Annotated in this window: 15 protein-coding genes; 5 read left to right on the plus strand and 10 right to left on the minus strand. The window is 61.7% G+C overall.

The annotated features are described in order from the left end of the window. Nucleotides 1-80: 80 nt before the first annotated feature. Entirely contained in the window at nucleotides 81-1001 is a 921-nt protein-coding gene (locus PSH84_RS27760) for a LysR substrate-binding domain-containing protein (protein ID WP_122567544.1), read from the minus strand. A gap of 158 nt (nucleotides 1002-1159) precedes the next feature. Here PSH84_RS27760 and PSH84_RS27765 point away from each other — a divergent pair, with 158 nt between their 5' ends. Then, entirely contained in the window at nucleotides 1160-2554 is a 1395-nt protein-coding gene (locus PSH84_RS27765) for a NorM family multidrug efflux MATE transporter (RefSeq protein ID WP_305471294.1), read from the plus strand. A gap of 106 nt (nucleotides 2555-2660) precedes the next feature. Here the strand turns inward: PSH84_RS27765 and PSH84_RS27770 are convergent, their stop codons facing one another. After that, a complete protein-coding gene (locus PSH84_RS27770) occupies nucleotides 2661-4331 on the minus strand; it encodes a putative bifunctional diguanylate cyclase/phosphodiesterase (RefSeq protein WP_122567545.1) in 1671 nt (556 codons plus the stop codon). 272 nt (nucleotides 4332-4603) lie between these two features. Between PSH84_RS27770 and rep the strand changes: the two genes are divergently transcribed. Together rep and PSH84_RS27780 are read left to right on the plus strand one after the other, a co-directional pair. Then, entirely contained in the window at nucleotides 4604-6613 is a 2010-nt protein-coding gene (gene rep / locus PSH84_RS27775) for a DNA helicase Rep (RefSeq protein ID WP_122567546.1), read from the plus strand. Between the two features lie 54 nt (nucleotides 6614-6667). Further along, entirely contained in the window at nucleotides 6668-7240 is a 573-nt protein-coding gene (locus PSH84_RS27780) for a xanthine phosphoribosyltransferase (RefSeq protein ID WP_109752690.1), read from the plus strand. Between the two features lie 106 nt (nucleotides 7241-7346). On the opposite strand, the gene PSH84_RS27785 is transcribed toward PSH84_RS27780, so the two are convergent. The 6 genes from PSH84_RS27785 to dadA form a co-directional block, all read right to left on the minus strand. Then, entirely contained in the window at nucleotides 7347-9278 is a 1932-nt protein-coding gene (locus tag PSH84_RS27785) for an acetyl-CoA hydrolase/transferase C-terminal domain-containing protein (protein WP_305468822.1), read from the minus strand. Between the two features lie 135 nt (nucleotides 9279-9413). Beyond that, on the minus strand, nucleotides 9414-9827 hold the full coding sequence (locus PSH84_RS27790) for a c-type cytochrome (RefSeq protein WP_122567549.1): 414 nt from the start codon (nucleotides 9825-9827) through the stop codon (nucleotides 9414-9416). Nucleotides 9828-10010: 183 nt separating this feature from the next. Beyond that, nucleotides 10011-10559 (minus strand): cupin domain-containing protein, encoded by a 549-nt coding sequence (locus PSH84_RS27795; protein ID WP_003206841.1) that lies wholly within the window; start codon nucleotides 10557-10559, stop codon nucleotides 10011-10013. Nucleotides 10560-10687: 128 nt separating this feature from the next. Next, the gene (gene alr / locus PSH84_RS27800; RefSeq protein ID WP_305468823.1) at nucleotides 10688-11761 is read right to left on the minus strand and encodes an alanine racemase; all 1074 of its coding nucleotides are present in this window, start codon (nucleotides 11759-11761) and stop codon (nucleotides 10688-10690) included. A 96-nt stretch (nucleotides 11762-11857) separates the two neighbouring features. Then, entirely contained in the window at nucleotides 11858-12211 is a 354-nt protein-coding gene (locus PSH84_RS27805) for a RidA family protein (RefSeq protein WP_305468824.1), read from the minus strand. Further along, on the minus strand, nucleotides 12183-13487 hold the full coding sequence (gene dadA, locus PSH84_RS27810) for a D-amino acid dehydrogenase (RefSeq protein WP_092204785.1): 1305 nt from the start codon (nucleotides 13485-13487) through the stop codon (nucleotides 12183-12185). Before dadA ends, PSH84_RS27805 begins: the two co-directional genes overlap by 29 nt. 156 nt (nucleotides 13488-13643) lie before the next feature. Between dadA and PSH84_RS27815 the strand changes: the two genes are divergently transcribed. Then, nucleotides 13644-14132 carry an Lrp/AsnC ligand binding domain-containing protein gene (locus PSH84_RS27815; RefSeq protein ID WP_305482054.1) on the plus strand — a complete coding sequence of 163 codons (489 nt, stop codon included), beginning with the start codon at nucleotides 13644-13646 and terminating at the stop codon, nucleotides 14130-14132. A gap of 153 nt (nucleotides 14133-14285) precedes the next feature. On the opposite strand, the gene PSH84_RS27820 is transcribed toward PSH84_RS27815, so the two are convergent. Next, the gene (locus PSH84_RS27820; protein ID WP_122567552.1) at nucleotides 14286-14639 is read right to left on the minus strand and encodes a YkgJ family cysteine cluster protein; all 354 of its coding nucleotides are present in this window, start codon (nucleotides 14637-14639) and stop codon (nucleotides 14286-14288) included. A 145-nt stretch (nucleotides 14640-14784) separates the two neighbouring features. Between PSH84_RS27820 and PSH84_RS27825 the strand changes: the two genes are divergently transcribed. After that, entirely contained in the window at nucleotides 14785-16098 is a 1314-nt protein-coding gene (locus PSH84_RS27825) for an NAD(P)/FAD-dependent oxidoreductase (protein WP_305468825.1), read from the plus strand. A gap of 133 nt (nucleotides 16099-16231) precedes the next feature. Here PSH84_RS27825 and PSH84_RS27830 read toward each other — a convergent pair whose 3' ends face one another. Next, nucleotides 16232-16477, minus strand: coding sequence for a DUF1127 domain-containing protein (locus tag PSH84_RS27830; protein WP_053126531.1), 246 nt, complete (start codon nucleotides 16475-16477; stop codon nucleotides 16232-16234). Nucleotides 16478-16556: the final 79 nt, after the last annotated feature.

Here is a 16556-nt window from a genome sequence, read left to right on the forward strand (position 1 = left end):
ACGGATTCGGCGGCAACGCCAAATACTTGAGCGGTTTGGACGGATTAATGCCAAGTGGCTAGCACGCCAACTTCAACGTTTCAGCCCAGGCGCTGTACATCGGGCAGTTGCATGGCCTTGACCTCGCCTTGGAGGAAGTCGCTGAGCCGGCGCAAACGTTCACCTCCCGGCCGGGTTTTCGGCCAGACCAGGTAATAGTGCTCACCGCTGGCGACAGCCGTCGGCCAGGGCAGGCTCAAGCGTCCCTGGGCAACGTCCTCGGCCACCATCAACAAGTCGCCCATGGAAACCCCATAGCCACGCGCCGCAGCGATCATGCCCAGCTCCAGGGTATCGAACACCTGCCCCCCCTTGAGCGAGACCTTGTCGGACAGGCCCATGCGTTGCAGCCAGTTGCGCCAGTCCCGGCGATCCGGCGTCGGATGCAGCAGTTCAGCACTGGCCAACCGCGCCACATCCCAAGGCTGATCGTTCAACAGGTTCGGCGCACCCACCGGGATCAATTCCTCGGGGAACAGCAAACTGGCCTCCCAGTCCGCCGGAAAATGCCCGTTGCCCAGCAATACGGCGCAATCGAAGGGCTCGACGTTGAAGTCCACCGAATCGATGTCCATCCAGGCACTGGTCAGTTGCACCTCGTTGCCGGGCTGCAAATGCCGGAAGCGACTCAGGCGCGCCAACAACCAGCGCATGGTCAACGTGGAAGGCGCTTTCATGCGCAGGATGCCGTCTTCGCCATGCAAGGTGTGGCAGGCCCGCTCCAGCGCCATGAAGCCCTCCCGCACGCCCGGCAACAACAATCGCGCCGCCTCGGTCAATTGCAGGTTGCGGCCGCTGCGCTGGAACAGCCGGCAGGCAAAGTGATCCTCCAGCGTGCGAATGTGCCGGCTGACGGCGCTCTGGGTGATCGACAGTTCTTCGGCGGCCCGGGTGAACGAGCTGTAGCGCGCCGCGGCTTCGAATGCCCGCAACGCATAGAGAGGAGGAAGACGACGGGGCATCGCAAAAGCTCCATGGCGTGGTCTGCAAACCCTACCAGAAACCCGTCCAGCATGAGTTTTAATCATGCCAGCGATCTTTTTTATCCTTTTGTGCAATCCGCCGAGAGCGCCGAGAATCGTCGCTTTACTGCCTTGTTTAAACATGGAGCGTGATGATCATGCAGCATCCGGTGCGTACCGAACTCTGGGCCATCCTGCGGCTGGCGGGGCCGTTGATCGCCTCGCAGTTGGCGCACATGCTGATGGTGCTGACCGACACTGTGATGATGGCGCGCCTGAGCCCTGAAGCCCTCGCCGGTGGCGGGCTCGGGGCGGCCACCTATTCGTTCGTGTCGATCTTCTGCATCGGCGTGATCGCCGCGGTGGGCACCCTGGTCGCGATCCGCCAGGGCGCGGGCGATGTCGAAGGCGCCACCCGGCTGACCCAGGCCGGGCTTTGGCTGGCCTGGTTGATGGCGTTGATGGCCGGGTTGCTGCTGTGGAACCTCAAGCCCGTGCTGCTGATGTTCGGCCAGACCGAAACCAACGTGCTGTCCGCCGGACAGTTCCTGCTTGCGCTGCCGTTCGCCCTGCCCGGCTACCTGAGCTTCATGGCCCTGCGCGGCTTCACCAGCGCCATCGGCCGGGCCACGCCGGTCATGGTGATCAGCCTGGGCGGCACGGTGGCCAACTTCCTGCTCAACTACGCGCTCATTACCGGCATGTTCGGCCTGCCGAAACTCGGCTTGATGGGCATCGGCCTGGTCACGGCCATCGTCGCCAATTGCATGGCCCTGGCGCTGGCCTGGCACATCCATCGGCACCCGGCCTACCGTGCCTATCCGCTGCTTGATGGCCTGTCGCGGCCCAATCGCCAATACCTCAAGGAACTGTGGCGCCTGGGTCTGCCGATTGGCGGCACGTACGCAGTGGAAGTCGGGCTGTTCGCGTTCGCCGCGCTGTGCATGGGCACCATGGGCAGCACGCCGTTGGCGGCCCACCAGATCGCCCTGCAAATCGTCTCGGTGGCGTTCATGGTGCCGGCCGGGATGTCCTATGCCATCACCATGCGCATCGGCCAGCACTACGGCGCCGGGCAGCTGTTGATGGCGCGTCTGGCCGGTCGAGTCGGCATTGGTTTTGGCGCGGCCGCGATGCTAGCGTTTGCCATGGTGTTCTGGCTGTTGCCCCATCAATTGATCGGTTTGTTCCTGGACCACGACGACCCGGCGTTCCGCGATGTGATCAACCTGGCCGTGAGCCTGTTGGCGGTGGCGGCGTGGTTCGAGCTGTTCGACGGCACGCAAACCATCGCCATGGGCTGCATTCGCGGGCTCAAGGACGCCAAGACCACCTTCCTGGTGGGCCTGGGTTGCTATTGGCTGATCGGCGCACCGTCGGCCTGGTGGATGGCGTTCCACCTGAACTGGGGACCGACAGGTGTCTGGTGGGGCCTGGCTCTGGGGCTGGCCTGCGCGGCCGTGAGCCTGACCCTGGCGTTTGAATGGAAGATGAAGCGGATGATCAGGCGTGAACCCGGGCAGCAGGGCTTCGAGGTCGTTCAGACTGAATGATTTCCCTTGTGGGAGCGAGCTTGCTCGCGATGGCGATAGGCCTGTCACATCGACTTTGACTGACACACCGCTATCGCGAGCAAGCTCGCTCCCACAGGGTTTTGGGTCAGCTCATTTCCAGTATGGGCTGCTGATTGCCGTCAAATGTCAGGTACTCAACCAACTCTGGCAGCGGCAACGGCTTGCTGATCAGGAAACCCTGCACCTGGTCGCAACCAAAACCGCGTAGCAGGTCCAGTTGTTCCTGGGTTTCCACACCTTCGGCCACCACCTCCAGGTTGAGGTTGTGGGCCAGGTTGATCATGGCGTGCACCAGTTTGCGGTTCTCTTCGCGCTGCTCCATGCCGCCAACGAAGCTCTTGTCGATCTTGAGCAAGGCGATCGGCAGGCTATTGAGGTGCACGAATGAGGAGAACCCGGTGCCGAAGTCGTCCAGGGAGAAGCGCACCCCCAGGCGGCCCAGGGCATCCATGGTCTGCTTGACCAATTCGCTGCGGCGCATGACGGCAGTTTCGGTGAGTTCGAACTCCAGCCATTGCGCCTCGACACCTCGCTCGGCAATCAGCCGGCTCAAGGTCGGCAACAACTGGCTGTCCTGGAACTGCCGGAACGACAGGTTGACCGCCATGTGCAACGGCGCCAGCCCCCGTTCGCGCAGAGCCTGCATGTCCCGCAGCGCCCGGGAAATCACCCAGTAGCCCAGCGGCACGATCAGGCCGCTCTGTTCAGCCAGCGGCACGAACTCACTCGGTGGCAGCAAGCCGCGTTCACCATGACGCCAGCGCACCAGGGCTTCAAGGCCGACGATGTGGCCGCCATCGAGGTCCAGCCGCGGCTGGTAATGCAGCTCCAGCTCGTCGCGGCGCAGTGCCCGGCGCAGTTCGCTTTCCAGGTCGGCAAGGCTGCGGGCATTGCGATTGATACGTTCGTTGAAGATATGAAAGGTGCAGCCCTGGGTGCTCTTGGCCTGCTGCATGGCGATGTGGGCATGCCACATCAGCGGATCGGCGCCAGCCTGGGCGCGAGCATGGGCAACCCCCAGGCTGCAGCCGATCAGCAGGCTTTCGCCGTCCACCCAATAAGGCTCGGCCAATGCTTCGGTAATCCGCTCGGCCATCCACTCGGCCCGCTGCGGTGCGCGACGGGTGTCGATCAGCAAGGCGAATTCATCGCTGCCCAGCCGCGCCAATTGATCGCCGGCCTCGAGTGAACCCTTGAGCCGCGACACCACTTGCAAGATCAAGCGGTCGCCGGCCTGGTGGCCGAGGGCGTCGTTGGCGTGGCGAAAGTTGTCCAGGTCCAGGTGACCGAGCGCCAGGCCACGGCCGTCGTTTTCCGCCAGGCGCGCCGCCAGCAAGGTCTGAAAGCCCTGGCGATTGGCGATGCCCGTCAACGGGTCCTGTTCGGCGAGGCGCTGCAAGGTGTTTTCCAGCACGCCGCGCTCGCGCACATGGCGCAGGCAACGACGCAGGGTCGCACTGTCGAGCACGTCGCGTACCAGCCAGTCGCTGACGCCGTCGGGGGCAGCCGCCGGCTCGTGCTCAAGCAACAGGATGGTCGGCAGGCTGCAACGGCCCGGCGCTGGTTGCAACGCCGCTACGGTCAACAACACCGCGTTGCGATTGTCTTCGAACAGGCTGCTGACTGACTCCCAGCTCGGGGCGCTGATCAACACGACCGAGGGCCCCATGGGCACCAGGCACTCGCGCAATATTGCTGACCACTCTGGCTCTTGGGCCAATAACAGCAAACGCAAGGGTTCGACAGGCGTTGACAAGCTGACTCCCTAGACTCTGCAAGGTGGTAGGCGCCGGGCATTATGACCTGCCGATGGGCAATGACCAATGCCAACGGTTCTCAAACACGCGCTTTCGGTGGTTTTTCCCGCTCCAAATGCCGCGCAGGACCCAATTGGTTCCACATCCTGCGTGAAAGTGGCAGAAGCGGCAAATGACAATCCTGTGTGCGTCACAAGTCGGACAGAGCAGCACAATTCTCAGAGCCTGTTAAAATGCCGGCCCATTTCGCAAACGACTCCCTGACTCTGTCATGTCCCGACTCAATCCCCGGCAGCAAGAAGCCGTGAACTATGTCGGCGGCCCTCTTTTGGTGCTCGCCGGTGCAGGCTCCGGCAAGACCAGCGTAATCACCCGCAAGATCGCGCACCTGATCCAGAATTGTGGCATCCGCGCCCAATACATCGTCGCCATGACCTTCACCAACAAGGCCGCCCGGGAAATGAAAGAGCGGGTCGGCGGCCTGTTGCGCGCCGGCGAAGGTCGCGGCCTGACGGTGTGTACCTTCCACAACCTGGGCCTGAACATCATCCGCAAGGAGCATGCGCGACTGGGCTACAAACCGGGCTTCTCGATTTTCGACGAGACCGACGTCAAGGCCCTGATGACCGACATCATGCAGAAGGAATACTCGGGCGACGACGGCGTGGATGAGATCAAGAACATGATCGGCGCCTGGAAAAACGACCTGATCCTGCCGCCCGAAGCCCTGGAAAACGCCCGCAACCCCAAGGAGCAGACCGCCGCCATCGTCTACACCCACTATCAGCGCACGCTCAAGGCGTTCAATGCGGTGGACTTCGACGACCTGATCCTGTTGCCGGTCAAGCTGTTCCAGGACCACGCCGACATTCTCGAAAAATGGCAGAACAAGGTCCGCTACCTGCTGGTGGACGAATACCAGGACACCAACGCCAGCCAGTACTTGCTGGTGAAGCTGCTGATCGGCAAACGCAACCAGTTCACCGTGGTGGGCGACGACGACCAGTCGATCTACGCCTGGCGCGGCGCGCGGCCGGAAAACCTGATGTTGCTCAAGGACGACTACCCGTCGCTCAAAGTGGTGATGCTGGAGCAGAACTACCGTTCCACCAGCCGCATCCTGCGCTGCGCCAACGTGCTGATTTCCAACAACCCCCACGAGTTCGAAAAACAACTGTGGAGCGAGATGGGCCACGGCGACGAGATCCGTGTGATCCGTTGCCGCAACGAAGACGCCGAGGCCGAGCGCGTGGCCATGGAAATACTCAGCCTGCACCTGCGCACCGACCGGCCGTACAGCGACTTTGCGATCCTCTACCGCGGCAACTACCAGGCCAAGCTGATCGAGCTGAAACTGCAGCATCACCAGATTCCCTATCGCCTGTCGGGGGGCAACAGCTTTTTCGGACGCCAGGAAGTAAAGGACCTGATGGCCTACTTCCGCCTGATCGTGAACCCGGACGACGACAACGCCTTCCTGCGGGTGATCAACGTGCCGCGCCGGGAAATCGGTTCGACCACCCTGGAAAAACTCGGCAACTACGCCACCGAGCGCAAGATCTCGATGTACGCCGCCACCGATGAAATCGGCCTGGGCGAACATCTGGACAGCCGCTTCACCGATCGCCTGGCGCGCTTCAAGCGCTTTATGGACAAGGTCCGCGAACAGTGCGCCGGGGAAGATCCGATTTCAGCGCTGCGCAGCATGGTGATGGACATCGACTACGAGAACTGGCTGCGCACCAACAGCTCCAGCGACAAGGCGGCCGACTACCGCATGAGCAACGTCTGGTTCCTGATCGAGGCATTGAAGAACACCTTGGAGAAAGACGAAGACGGCGACATGACGGTGGAGGACGCCATCGGCAAACTCGTGCTGCGGGACATGCTCGAGCGCCAGCAGGAAGAGGAAGAAGGCGCCGAAGGCGTGCAGATGATGACGCTGCACGCCTCCAAGGGCCTGGAGTTTCCCTACGTGTTCATCATGGGCATGGAAGAAGAAATCCTGCCGCACCGCTCCAGCATCGAGGCCGACACCATCGAGGAAGAACGGCGCCTGGCCTACGTCGGTATTACTCGGGCACGCCAGACGCTGGCCTTCACCTTCGCCGCCAAGCGCAAGCAATACGGCGAAGTGATCGACTGCGCCCCCAGCCGCTTTCTCGATGAGCTGCCGCCGGACGACCTGGCCTGGGAAGGCAACGACGACACGCCGACGGAAGTCAAAGTCGTTCGTGGCAACAGTGCCCTGGCGGATATACGCGCAATGTTAAAGCGCTAGAATTGATTACTTTTTACCGACTTCAGGCGCTGACGCGTCATCAGAGGAGGCTTCATGGAAGCCCTGCACCAGAAAATTCGTGAACAAGGCATCGTGCTTTCCGATCAGGTCCTGAAAGTCGACGCTTTCCTGAACCACCAGATCGACCCGCAATTGATGAAGCTGATCGGCGACGAATTCGCCGCGCTGTTCAAGGATTCGGGCATCACCAAGATCGTCACCATCGAAGCCTCGGGCATTGCCCCGGCAATCATGACCGGGCTGAACCTTGGCGTACCGGTGATCTTCGCCCGCAAGCAACAGTCCCTGACCCTGACGGAGAACCTGCTGTCGGCCACCGTGTATTCGTTCACCAAGAAGACCGAAAGCACCGTCGCCATCAGCCCACGTCACCTGACCAGCAGTGACCGGGTGCTGATCATCGATGACTTTTTGGCCAACGGCAAAGCTTCCCAGGCGCTGATTTCCATCATCAAGCAGGCCGGCGCCACCGTGGCAGGCTTGGGGATCGTGATCGAGAAGTCGTTCCAGGGCGGCCGCGCGGAACTGGATGCCCAGGGTTATCGCGTCGAGTCGTTGGCTCGGGTGAAGTCGCTGGCGGACGGCGTTGTCACCTTCATCGAATAACCCTGTGCCTCCTGTGGGAGCGAGCTTGCTCGCGATAGCGGCCTATCAGACACATTTTATGTAACAGATACACCGCTATCGCGAGCAAGCTCGCTCCCACAGAGTTTCAGGCTGGTTGTTGCGCAGTGGTCTTGAGACCGGCGAGCAACAACCGCTGGGCCAGCTCTTCTTTCAGTCCCTCGGGGCTCGCCAACTGCATCCGCTCCAAATGCTCGGGAAACGCCGAAGGCTCCGGCGCATCCAGCGCGGCCTTGCCCAGCTCCAGGATCTCGGTGAGCTTGAACTTGCTCTTGAGCCAGTTCAGCGCTCGCAACAGATCCCGCTCTATTGCGTCGAAATCACACCCCAGCGGGTATTCGGGAAACAGATTCGGATGCCGTGCCTGGATCGCCTGCAACCGCTCCGACGTGTTGTCGGCGAACCGCGGATCGAGGCGGAAATCCTTCGGCAACTTACCGGCTTTTTGCGCCTGCTCGATCAGCCCGGGCTGGAAGCGTGAATCGCTGATGTTCAGCAATGCTTCGATCACCGCGGCGTCGGTCTTGCCGCGCAGGTCGGCGATGCCGTATTCGGTCACCACGATGTCGCGCAGGTGCCGAGGAATCGTGCAATGACCGTACTCCCAGACAATGTTCGAGCTGATCTCGCCCCCGGCCTCGCGCCAACTGCGCAGCAGCAGGATCGAACGCCCGCCTTCCAGCGCATGGCCCTGGGCAACGAAGTTGTACTGCCCGCCCACGCCGCTGAGCACCCGCCCGTCTGCCAACTGATCGGCCACCCCGGCCCCCATCAGGGTCATGGTGAAGACCGTGTTGATGAAACGGGCATCGAGGCGCTGCAGGCGCTTGAGCTGCTCTTGGCCGTACAGCTCGTTGATGTAGCTGATGCGCGTCATGTTGAATTCGAGCAGACGGCTCTGCGGCAACTCGCGCAGGCGCTCATAAAAACTGCGCGGACCGAGGAAGAATCCGCCGTGTATGCAGATACCGTCGGGTTGTGCCGCCTCGTCGAGGGTCCCGGCGTTGGCCCGTTCCTGGGTCGGCTCGTCGGGGTAGACCTTGCGCCGGATGATCCCGGCCTCGGCCAGCACCAGCAAACCGTTGACGAACATTTCACTGCAACCGTACAGCCCTTTGGCAAACGGCTCGACCCCGCCCTCGCGCTCGATCAGTTGCGCCCACTGGCTAAGGTTCAGGTCCGCCAGCAGCGCCTGGTAACCGGCGTTATCGGCTTGGCGCGCCAGTAACGCCGCCGTCAAGGCATCGCCCATGGCGCCGATGCCGATCTGCAGCGTCCCGCCGTCGCGCACCAAGGTACTGGCGTGCAAGCCGATCAAATGGTCCTGGAAGCCCACCGGCATGTTCGGCGTGGAAAACAATGTGTGGCTGTCTTTCTCGTCGATCAACAGGTCGAAAGCGTCGATGCCGACTTCCGCGTCGCCCGGCATGTAGGGCAAATCGTTGTGCACCTGGCCGACCAGGAGAATCGTCTCCCCGGCCGCCCGGCGCTTGGCGATCATCGGCAGCAGGTCGAGGGTGATGTCCGGGTTGCAGCTCAGGCTCAGGCGATCCGGGTGTTCCGGGGCGCTCGCCACCAGTTGCGCCACCAGGTTCAAGCCGGCGGCGTTGATGTCCCGGGCCGCATGGCTGTAGTTGCTGCTGACGTAGTCCTGCTGGGCCGACGCGCTGTGCAGCAGGCTGCCAGGCTGCATGAAAAACTGCTCGACCCGTATGTTGGCCGGCAGGCTGTCCCGGTGCAGGTCGGCCAGGTAATCCAGCTCCGGGTAATCACCGAAGATCCGTTCGATAAAGGGTTCGAGGAAGCGCTTCTGCAAACCATCGCCCAGGTTCGGCCGACCCAGGCTCAGGGCGGTGTAGATCGTCAGCTGTCGCTCGGGCAGTTGGGCGATGCGCCGGTACAGCGCGTTGGCGAACAGGTTGGGCTTGCCCAGCCCCAGGGGCATGCCGAGGTGAATATGCGCGGGCAGGCGCTCGAGCACGTCATCCACCGCCTGTTCGATTGAACACAACTGCACCATCGGACCCTCCAGGACATTCCATGAATGTGGGTTGGACCGAGCTTGCCGGGTCTTGGTTGCGATGAACAGCCCCGAAAAATCCCGGGCGCAAAAAAGCCGCTCGTAAGCGGCTTTTTTGTGAAGGATGTCGGCGTATTACAGGCCAGACATCTCTTTGATGGCGCCCTTGAGGTCGTCATCCGAGCAGTCGGCGCAGGTGCCTTTTGGCGGCATGGCGTTAACGCCGGTGATGGCCTTGGCCAGGATGCCGTCGAGACCGCCCTGATGATCGGCGCGCTCTTTCCAGGCAGCCTTGTCACCGATTTTCGGCGCGCCCAGCAGGCCAGTACCGTGGCAAGCATTGCAATGTTTTGCAATCACGTCAGCCGGCTTCTTGGCACCGCCAGCGCCGCCAGCCGAAGCCACCACTTCCATACCCTTGCATTCCTTGCCCTGGACGCAGACCTGGCCGACGGGTTCAAGGCGCTTGGCGATTTCGTCGTTCGGCGCCGCTTGAGCGGTCGCAGCCCATAGGGCCAATACGGTTGCTGGTGCAGCCAGCATTTTCATAATTAGGTTCACGCGTACACCCTCAATGGTGGCTAGTCACGCCTGCGGCCACGGTTTGCAGGCGGGCGCAAGTATAGCGGTAAGCCTGTCACTCTGAAACAACCCCAAAGTCGCAAGGGTCTTGTTTGTCATGACAGCCCAACAAGTGGGCGCCTTTGCCACGCGGGCCTGGCGCCTCTTGGTCTAGAAATTGGCCGGTGTGGCTGCGCTGATCAGTCGCGCCGGCACGTCGAACGGATTACGGAAACGGTGGGGCTTGGTGCTTTCGAAATAGTAGCTGTCGCCAGCTTCAAGCACGAAGGTTTCGACACCGACCACCAATTCCAGCCGCCCTTCCACCAGGATCCCGGTTTCCTCGCCCTCATGGGTGAGCATCTCTTCACCGGTATCGGCACCCGGCGGATAGATCTCGTTGAGAAAGGCAATCGCCCGGCTCGGATGTGCTCGGCCCACCAGCTTCATGGTCACGGCGCCATCGGAGATGTCGATCAGTTCGTTGGCTTTGTAGACGATCTGGGTCGGTTTTTCCTGAAGGATCTCTTCGGAGAAAAATTCGACCATGGACATGGGAATCCCGCCAAGGACCTTACGCAGCGAACTGATCGAGGGGCTGACGCTGTTCTTCTCGATCATCGAAATAGTGCTGTTGGTGACGCCCGCGCGCTTGGCGAGTTCACGCTGGGAAAGGCCTTTGAGTTTACGAATGGATTGCAGTCGTTCACCGACGTCCAATGCTGGAGCCTCCAGGGAATCAGGTTGTGTGGAAAGTGACCGTTATCATGGCGACAGCGTTCAGTATTTACAACACTTTGACCCGAATCCTGTGCGGTGAAGCGACTTTCGGTAGGTTACGCTTTGTGTCAGGCCCCGGAATAGAGCCGTGGCACCCGCCGCAGGTTGCAGAAAATCTGATAGGGAATCGTGTCAGCGGCCTTGGCGACGTCACTGGCGAGGATGTTTTTGCCCCACAACTCCACGGCCGAGCCGAGCCCGGCCTGGGGGATATGGGTCAAGTCGACAGCCAGCATGTCCATCGACACCCGGCCGACCAGCTGGCTGCGCTGTCCATCCACCAGCACCGGGGTCCCGGTGGGCGCCTGGCGTGGGTAGCCGTCGGCATAGCCCATGGCAACCACGCCAACCCGAGTCGGTTGCGTGGTGACGAAGCGGGCGCCATAGCCCACCGGTTCGCCGGCGGGCAATTCGCGCACGCTGATGATTTTCGACTCCAGGGTCATCACCGGTTGCAGGCGCGAGGCGACGGCATTGGGCTCGTCAAAGGGCGTGGCCCCGTAGAGCATGATGCCCGGGCGCACCCAGTCGCTGGGTATCTGCGGCCAGCCCAGCACCGCCGGTGAGTTGCGCAGGCTGATCTGCGCCACCAGGCCCTGGCGGGCCTTGTCGAATATCGCCAGTTGCTCGGTGCTGCTGGGGTCGTGCAATTCATCGGCACGGGCGAAGTGGCTCATCAAGACAATCTTTGCCACGTTGCCGCTGGCGAGCAGGCGACGGTAGGCCGCCTGGTAATCCGCCGGATGCAGGCCGACCCGGTGCATGCCGGAATCGAGCTTGAGCCAGACCGTGATCGGCTGGCTCAGCGCGGTTTTTTCAATCGCTTCGAGCTGCCACAACGAATGCACCACGCACCAGAAATCGTGCTCGACGATCAACGGCAGCTCATCGGCTTCAAAAAAACCTTCCAACAGCAGGACCGGCCCACGGATCCCGCCGGCCCGCAGTTCCAAGGCTTCTTCGATACAGGCCACGGCGAACCCGTCCGCCGTGTCCTGCAGGGCCTCGGCGCAACGCACCGCACCGTGTCCGTAGGCGTCGGCCTTGATTACCGCAAGGGCCTTGGCCGCCGTGACTTCGCGGGCCAATTGGTAGTTGTGACGCAGGGCTTGGAGGTCGATCAGGGCACGGGCAGGACGCATGGCGGCAGGCTTCTAGGCGGTCATGAATAAAAAACCGACGCGGGCTGGCAGGGTGAACCAACCACAGCGCCGGAAGAGGGATCGTTTAGGCCGGAACTAAGGCAGCGCAGCCACGACGGACAGCTCCACCAGGATCTCTGGCTCACACAGCTTGGCCTCCACCGTGGCCCGGGCCGGGGCAACGCCTTTGGGCAACCAGTTGTCCCAGATGGCGTTCATGCCTTGGAAGTGGGCCTCGATGTCCTTCAGGTAGATCGTCACCGATAACAGCCGCGTCTTGTCGGTCCCGGACAAATCCAGCAAACGCTCGATATTGGCCAGGCATTCACGAGTCTGCTGTTCAATACCGGCGTTCATGTCGTCGCCGACCTGCCCCGCCAGGTAAACGGTGCCGTTGTGCACGACAACCTGGCTCATGCGGTCATTGGTGAGCTGGCGCTGGATTGACATGTTTTGCAGACTCCTGGGGTTTGCTGCCATAACGGGAAATATCGAGGCCTTCGGCGCTGATCTGCGGCTTTTTCTTCGCCATCAGGTCGGCCAACAGGCGACCGGAACCACAGGCCATGGTCCATCCGAGGGTGCCGTGGCCGGTATTCAGAAACAGATTCTTGAACGGTGTGGCACCCACGATGGGCGTGCCGTCGGGGGTGGTCGGGCGCAAGCCGGTCCAGAAACTGGCCTGGGCCAGATCGCCGCCCTGAGGATAAAGGTCGTTGACGATCATCTCCAGGGTTTCGCGCCGACGTGGGTTGAGGGACAGGTCAAAACCGGCGATTTCCGCCATGCCACCCACGCGAATGCGATTGTCGAACCGGGTGATCGCCACTTTGTAGGTTTCGTCGAGAATGGTCGAGGTCGGGGCCATCGCCGGGTTGGTGATCGGCACGGTCAGGGAGTAGCCCTTGAGCGGGTACACCGGCGCGCGGATCCCCAACGGCTTGAGCAGTTGCGGTGAGTAGCTGCCCAGGGCCAGGACGTAGCGGTCGGCGGTTTCCAGCTTGCCGTCGATCCAGACACCGTTGATGCGGTCACCGGCAAAGTCCAGACGCTGGATGTCCTGGCCGAAGCGGAATTGCACACCCAGCTTCACCGCCATTTCCGCCAGGCGCGTAGTAAACATCTGACAGTCGCCGGTCTGGTCATTAGGCAGGCGCAAGGCACCAGCCAGGATGTCGGTGACATTGGCCAGGGCCGGCTCGACCCGGGCGATGCCTTCACGGTCGAGCACTTCGAATGGTACGCCAGACTCTTTCAATACAGCGATGTCTTTTGCCGCGCCATCGAGCTGGGCCTGGGTGCGGAACAGCTGTGTAGTCCCGAGGCTACGCCCTTCGTAGGCAATGCCGGTTTCGGCGCGCAGCTCGTCGAGGCAGTCACGGCTGTACTCGGACAGGCGCACCATGCGCTCCTTGTTGATGGCATAGCGGCTGGCGGTGCAATTGCGCAGCATCTGGGCCATCCACAGGTATTGATCGATGTCGGCAGTGGCCTTGATCGCCAGTGGCGCATGGCGTTGCAGCAGCCACTTGATGGCCTTGAGCGGCACGCCCGGCGCGGCCCACGGCGAGGCATAACCCGGCGACACCTGGCCGGCGTTGGCGAAACTGGTTTCCATGGCAGGCGCTGGCTGACGGTCGACCACCACCACTTCAAACCCGGCACGGGCCAGATAATAAGCACTGACGGTACCGATGACGCCGCTACCCAAGACCAGAACGCGCATGTTGATGCCCTCATCGCGGATGATCCGCTGACGTTTGTTGTACATAGCTTTGATGGGCGCAGTGTAAAAAAGATCAGCCAGTGCTTTTCACTATATAAACACCTATATTTGGCGAGAATTCTCGGCAAAACCCCTTTTCATGGAGGCGCATCACCTGTGCGTACCAACACCCAGACCAAACGCGAGCTGGACAAGATCGACCGCAACATCCTGCGGATTCTCCAGGCGGACGGACGGATCTCCTTCACCGAGCGGGGGGAAAAGGTCGGCCTTTCGACCACGCCCTGTACCGAGCGGGTCCGGCGCCTGGAGCGCGAGGGCATCATCATGGGCTACAACGCCCGGCTCAATCCGCAGCACTTGAAGGGCAGCCTGCTGGTGTTTGTCGAGATCAGTCTCGACTACAAGTCCGGCGACACCTTCGAAGAGTTCCGACGCGCCGTGCTGAAATTGCCTCACGTGCTGGAATGTCACTTGGTGTCAGGAGATTTCGACTATCTGGTGAAGGCGCGGATTTCCGAGATGGCGTCGTACCGCAAGCTGCTGGGGGATATCCTGCTCAAACTGCCCCACGTGCGCGAATCCAAGAGCTACATCGTGATGGAAGAAGTGAAGGAGAGCTTGAACCTGCCGATTCCGGATTGAGTCTGGCTCAAGGCAATGGTTATCTGGACGGCCGCTTTCGCGAGCAAGCTCGCTCCCACATCGTGCGGCAGTGAATACCTTCTTGTGAGCAATGAAGATCCATTTGTGGGAGCAAGCTTGCTCGCGAAGGCCGCGACTCGGTATCGCTGCCTGCTAGACCAACACCTGCCGGGTGCTGGCCATGTATTCATGAATCTGTTTCTCGACCCGCGGATGGATCAGCTCCACCGGCCGCCGGCCATTGGGGCAGGGCAAGGTCGCCGTGGTACCAAACAGTCGGCAGATCAGCGGCCGCTCGTCGTAGACCGTGCAACCGTTGGGCCCCAGGTGCACGCAGTCCAGGGCTTCCAAGGCCGCGTCCTGTTCGGCGCGGGTCTTGCGGGGCAAGCGGGCCATTTCCTCGGGCGAGGTGGTGACCGGACCGCAGCAGTCATGGCAGCCCGGTACGCACTCGAACGTGGGAATCTGCTGGCGTAGCGTGCGGATTTTTTGACTGTTGCAGCTCATCGAGGCGGTTACCGAGAGGGACAAACCGGGATTCTGCCTTAAAGGCCGAGAGCCAGACAGCGCCAACCGACCGGTGTTGCCCAGAAAGGAATCCCCGGCTTATGCTCCGTAAAATTTCTCAAACACAATAATCAGGATTACGCACATGAACGCCCGTGTTCAGCAACCCGCCCCGAACCACGCGCACGCCGCCTCCTACTACGCCGCCAGCAGCCTGCCGCAACCGGACCATCCGCTGCTGCAGGGTGAGTTGCGGGCGGATGTCTGCGTCGTCGGCGGCGGGTTCTCCGGGTTGAACACGGCGATCGAACTGGCCGAACGCGGCATGAGCGTGGTGCTGCTGGAAGCGCACCGGATCGGCTGGGGCGCCAGCGGGCGCAACGGCGGGCAATTGATCCGTGGCGTCGGTCACGGCCTCGACCAGTTCGCGCCGATCATCGGCACCGATGGCGTGCGCCAGATGAAACTCATGGGTCTTGAGGCTGTGGAAATCGTCCGACAGCGCGTCGAGCGTTTTCAGATCCCGTGCGATCTCACCTGGGGCTACTGCGACCTCGCCAACAAACCCAGCGACCTGGAAGGCTTCGCCGAAGACGCCGAAGAATTGCGCAGCCTGGGTTATCGCCACCCAACCCGACTGCTGCAAGCTGACGAAATGCACAGCGTCGTGGGTTCGGATCGCTACGTCGGCGGACTGATCGACATGGGTTCGGGTCATTTGCATCCGTTGAACCTGGCCCTGGGCGAAGCCGCCGCCGCGCAGCAACTGGGGGTCCGGCTGTTCGAACAATCGGCGGTCACACGCATCGACTACGGCACCGAGGTGAAAGTGCACACCCATCAGGGCTCAGTCCGCGCCAAGACCCTGGTGCTGGGCTGCAACGCCTACCTCAATGGACTCAATCCGCAACTCGGCGGTAAAGTCCTGCCGGCCGGCAGCTACATCATCGCCACCGAACCCTTGAGCCAGGCCCAGGCACAGGCGCTGTTGCCGCAGAACATGGCCGTCTGCGACCAACGGGTGGCACTGGATTACTACCGGCTTTCGGCGGATCGCCGCTTGCTGTTTGGCGGGGCCTGTCACTATTCCGGCCGCGACCCGCAGGACATTGGCGCCTATATGCGTCCGAAGATGCTCAAGGTGTTCCCGCAATTGGCGGAGGTGAACATCGATTATCAATGGGGCGGGATGATTGGCATTGGCGCCAACCGTTTGCCGCAGATCGGCCGGCTCAAGGACCAGCCCAATGTGTATTACGCCCAAGCCTATTCCGGCCACGGGGTGAATGCCACGCACCTGGCCGGCAAACTGTTGGCCGAAGCCATCAGCGGGCAGCAGAGCAGCGGTTTTGACTTGTTCGCCCAGGTTCCGCACATGACCTTCCCGGGTGGCAAGCATTTACGCTCACCGCTGTTGGCGCTGGGGATGTTGTGGCATCGATTGAAAGAGTTGGTTTAAAGAACTTCAGCACTACGGATGACGCTATCGCGGGCAGGCCTAGCTCCCACAGGTCAATTTCAAATCTGTGGGAGCAAGCAAATCTGTGGGAGCAAGGCTTGCCCGCGATAGCAATCTCAGGACCCACACCGCTTCAAAGCCGCCAGAACGGTTTGAGCCCCTCCTCCCGCGCCTGCTCCCGACTCAGCCCGACGTCACGCAACTGTTCGGGTGTAAGTTCCAACAAGGCCTTGCGTGTATGCAGACGATGCCAGAACAGGGCCCAGCGGCTCAGGCCGGACGGCGCATTGCGCAATGTCGCGCTGCGCAGCCCCTTCTCCTGCCCTGCCGCCAGTTCCTGACTGTGTAACGTCAGCCGCACATCGCTCAAGCCGTTCATTTTGATCGCTCCTGTTTACTTGGGTAGCCAGAGGTTTCATGATGCGCGGACGACCGAAAACGATACAGATTCAACCAGT

It is taken from the genome of Pseudomonas beijingensis, from assembly GCF_030687295.1.
Lineage (GTDB): Bacteria > Pseudomonadota > Gammaproteobacteria > Pseudomonadales > Pseudomonadaceae > Aquipseudomonas > Aquipseudomonas beijingensis.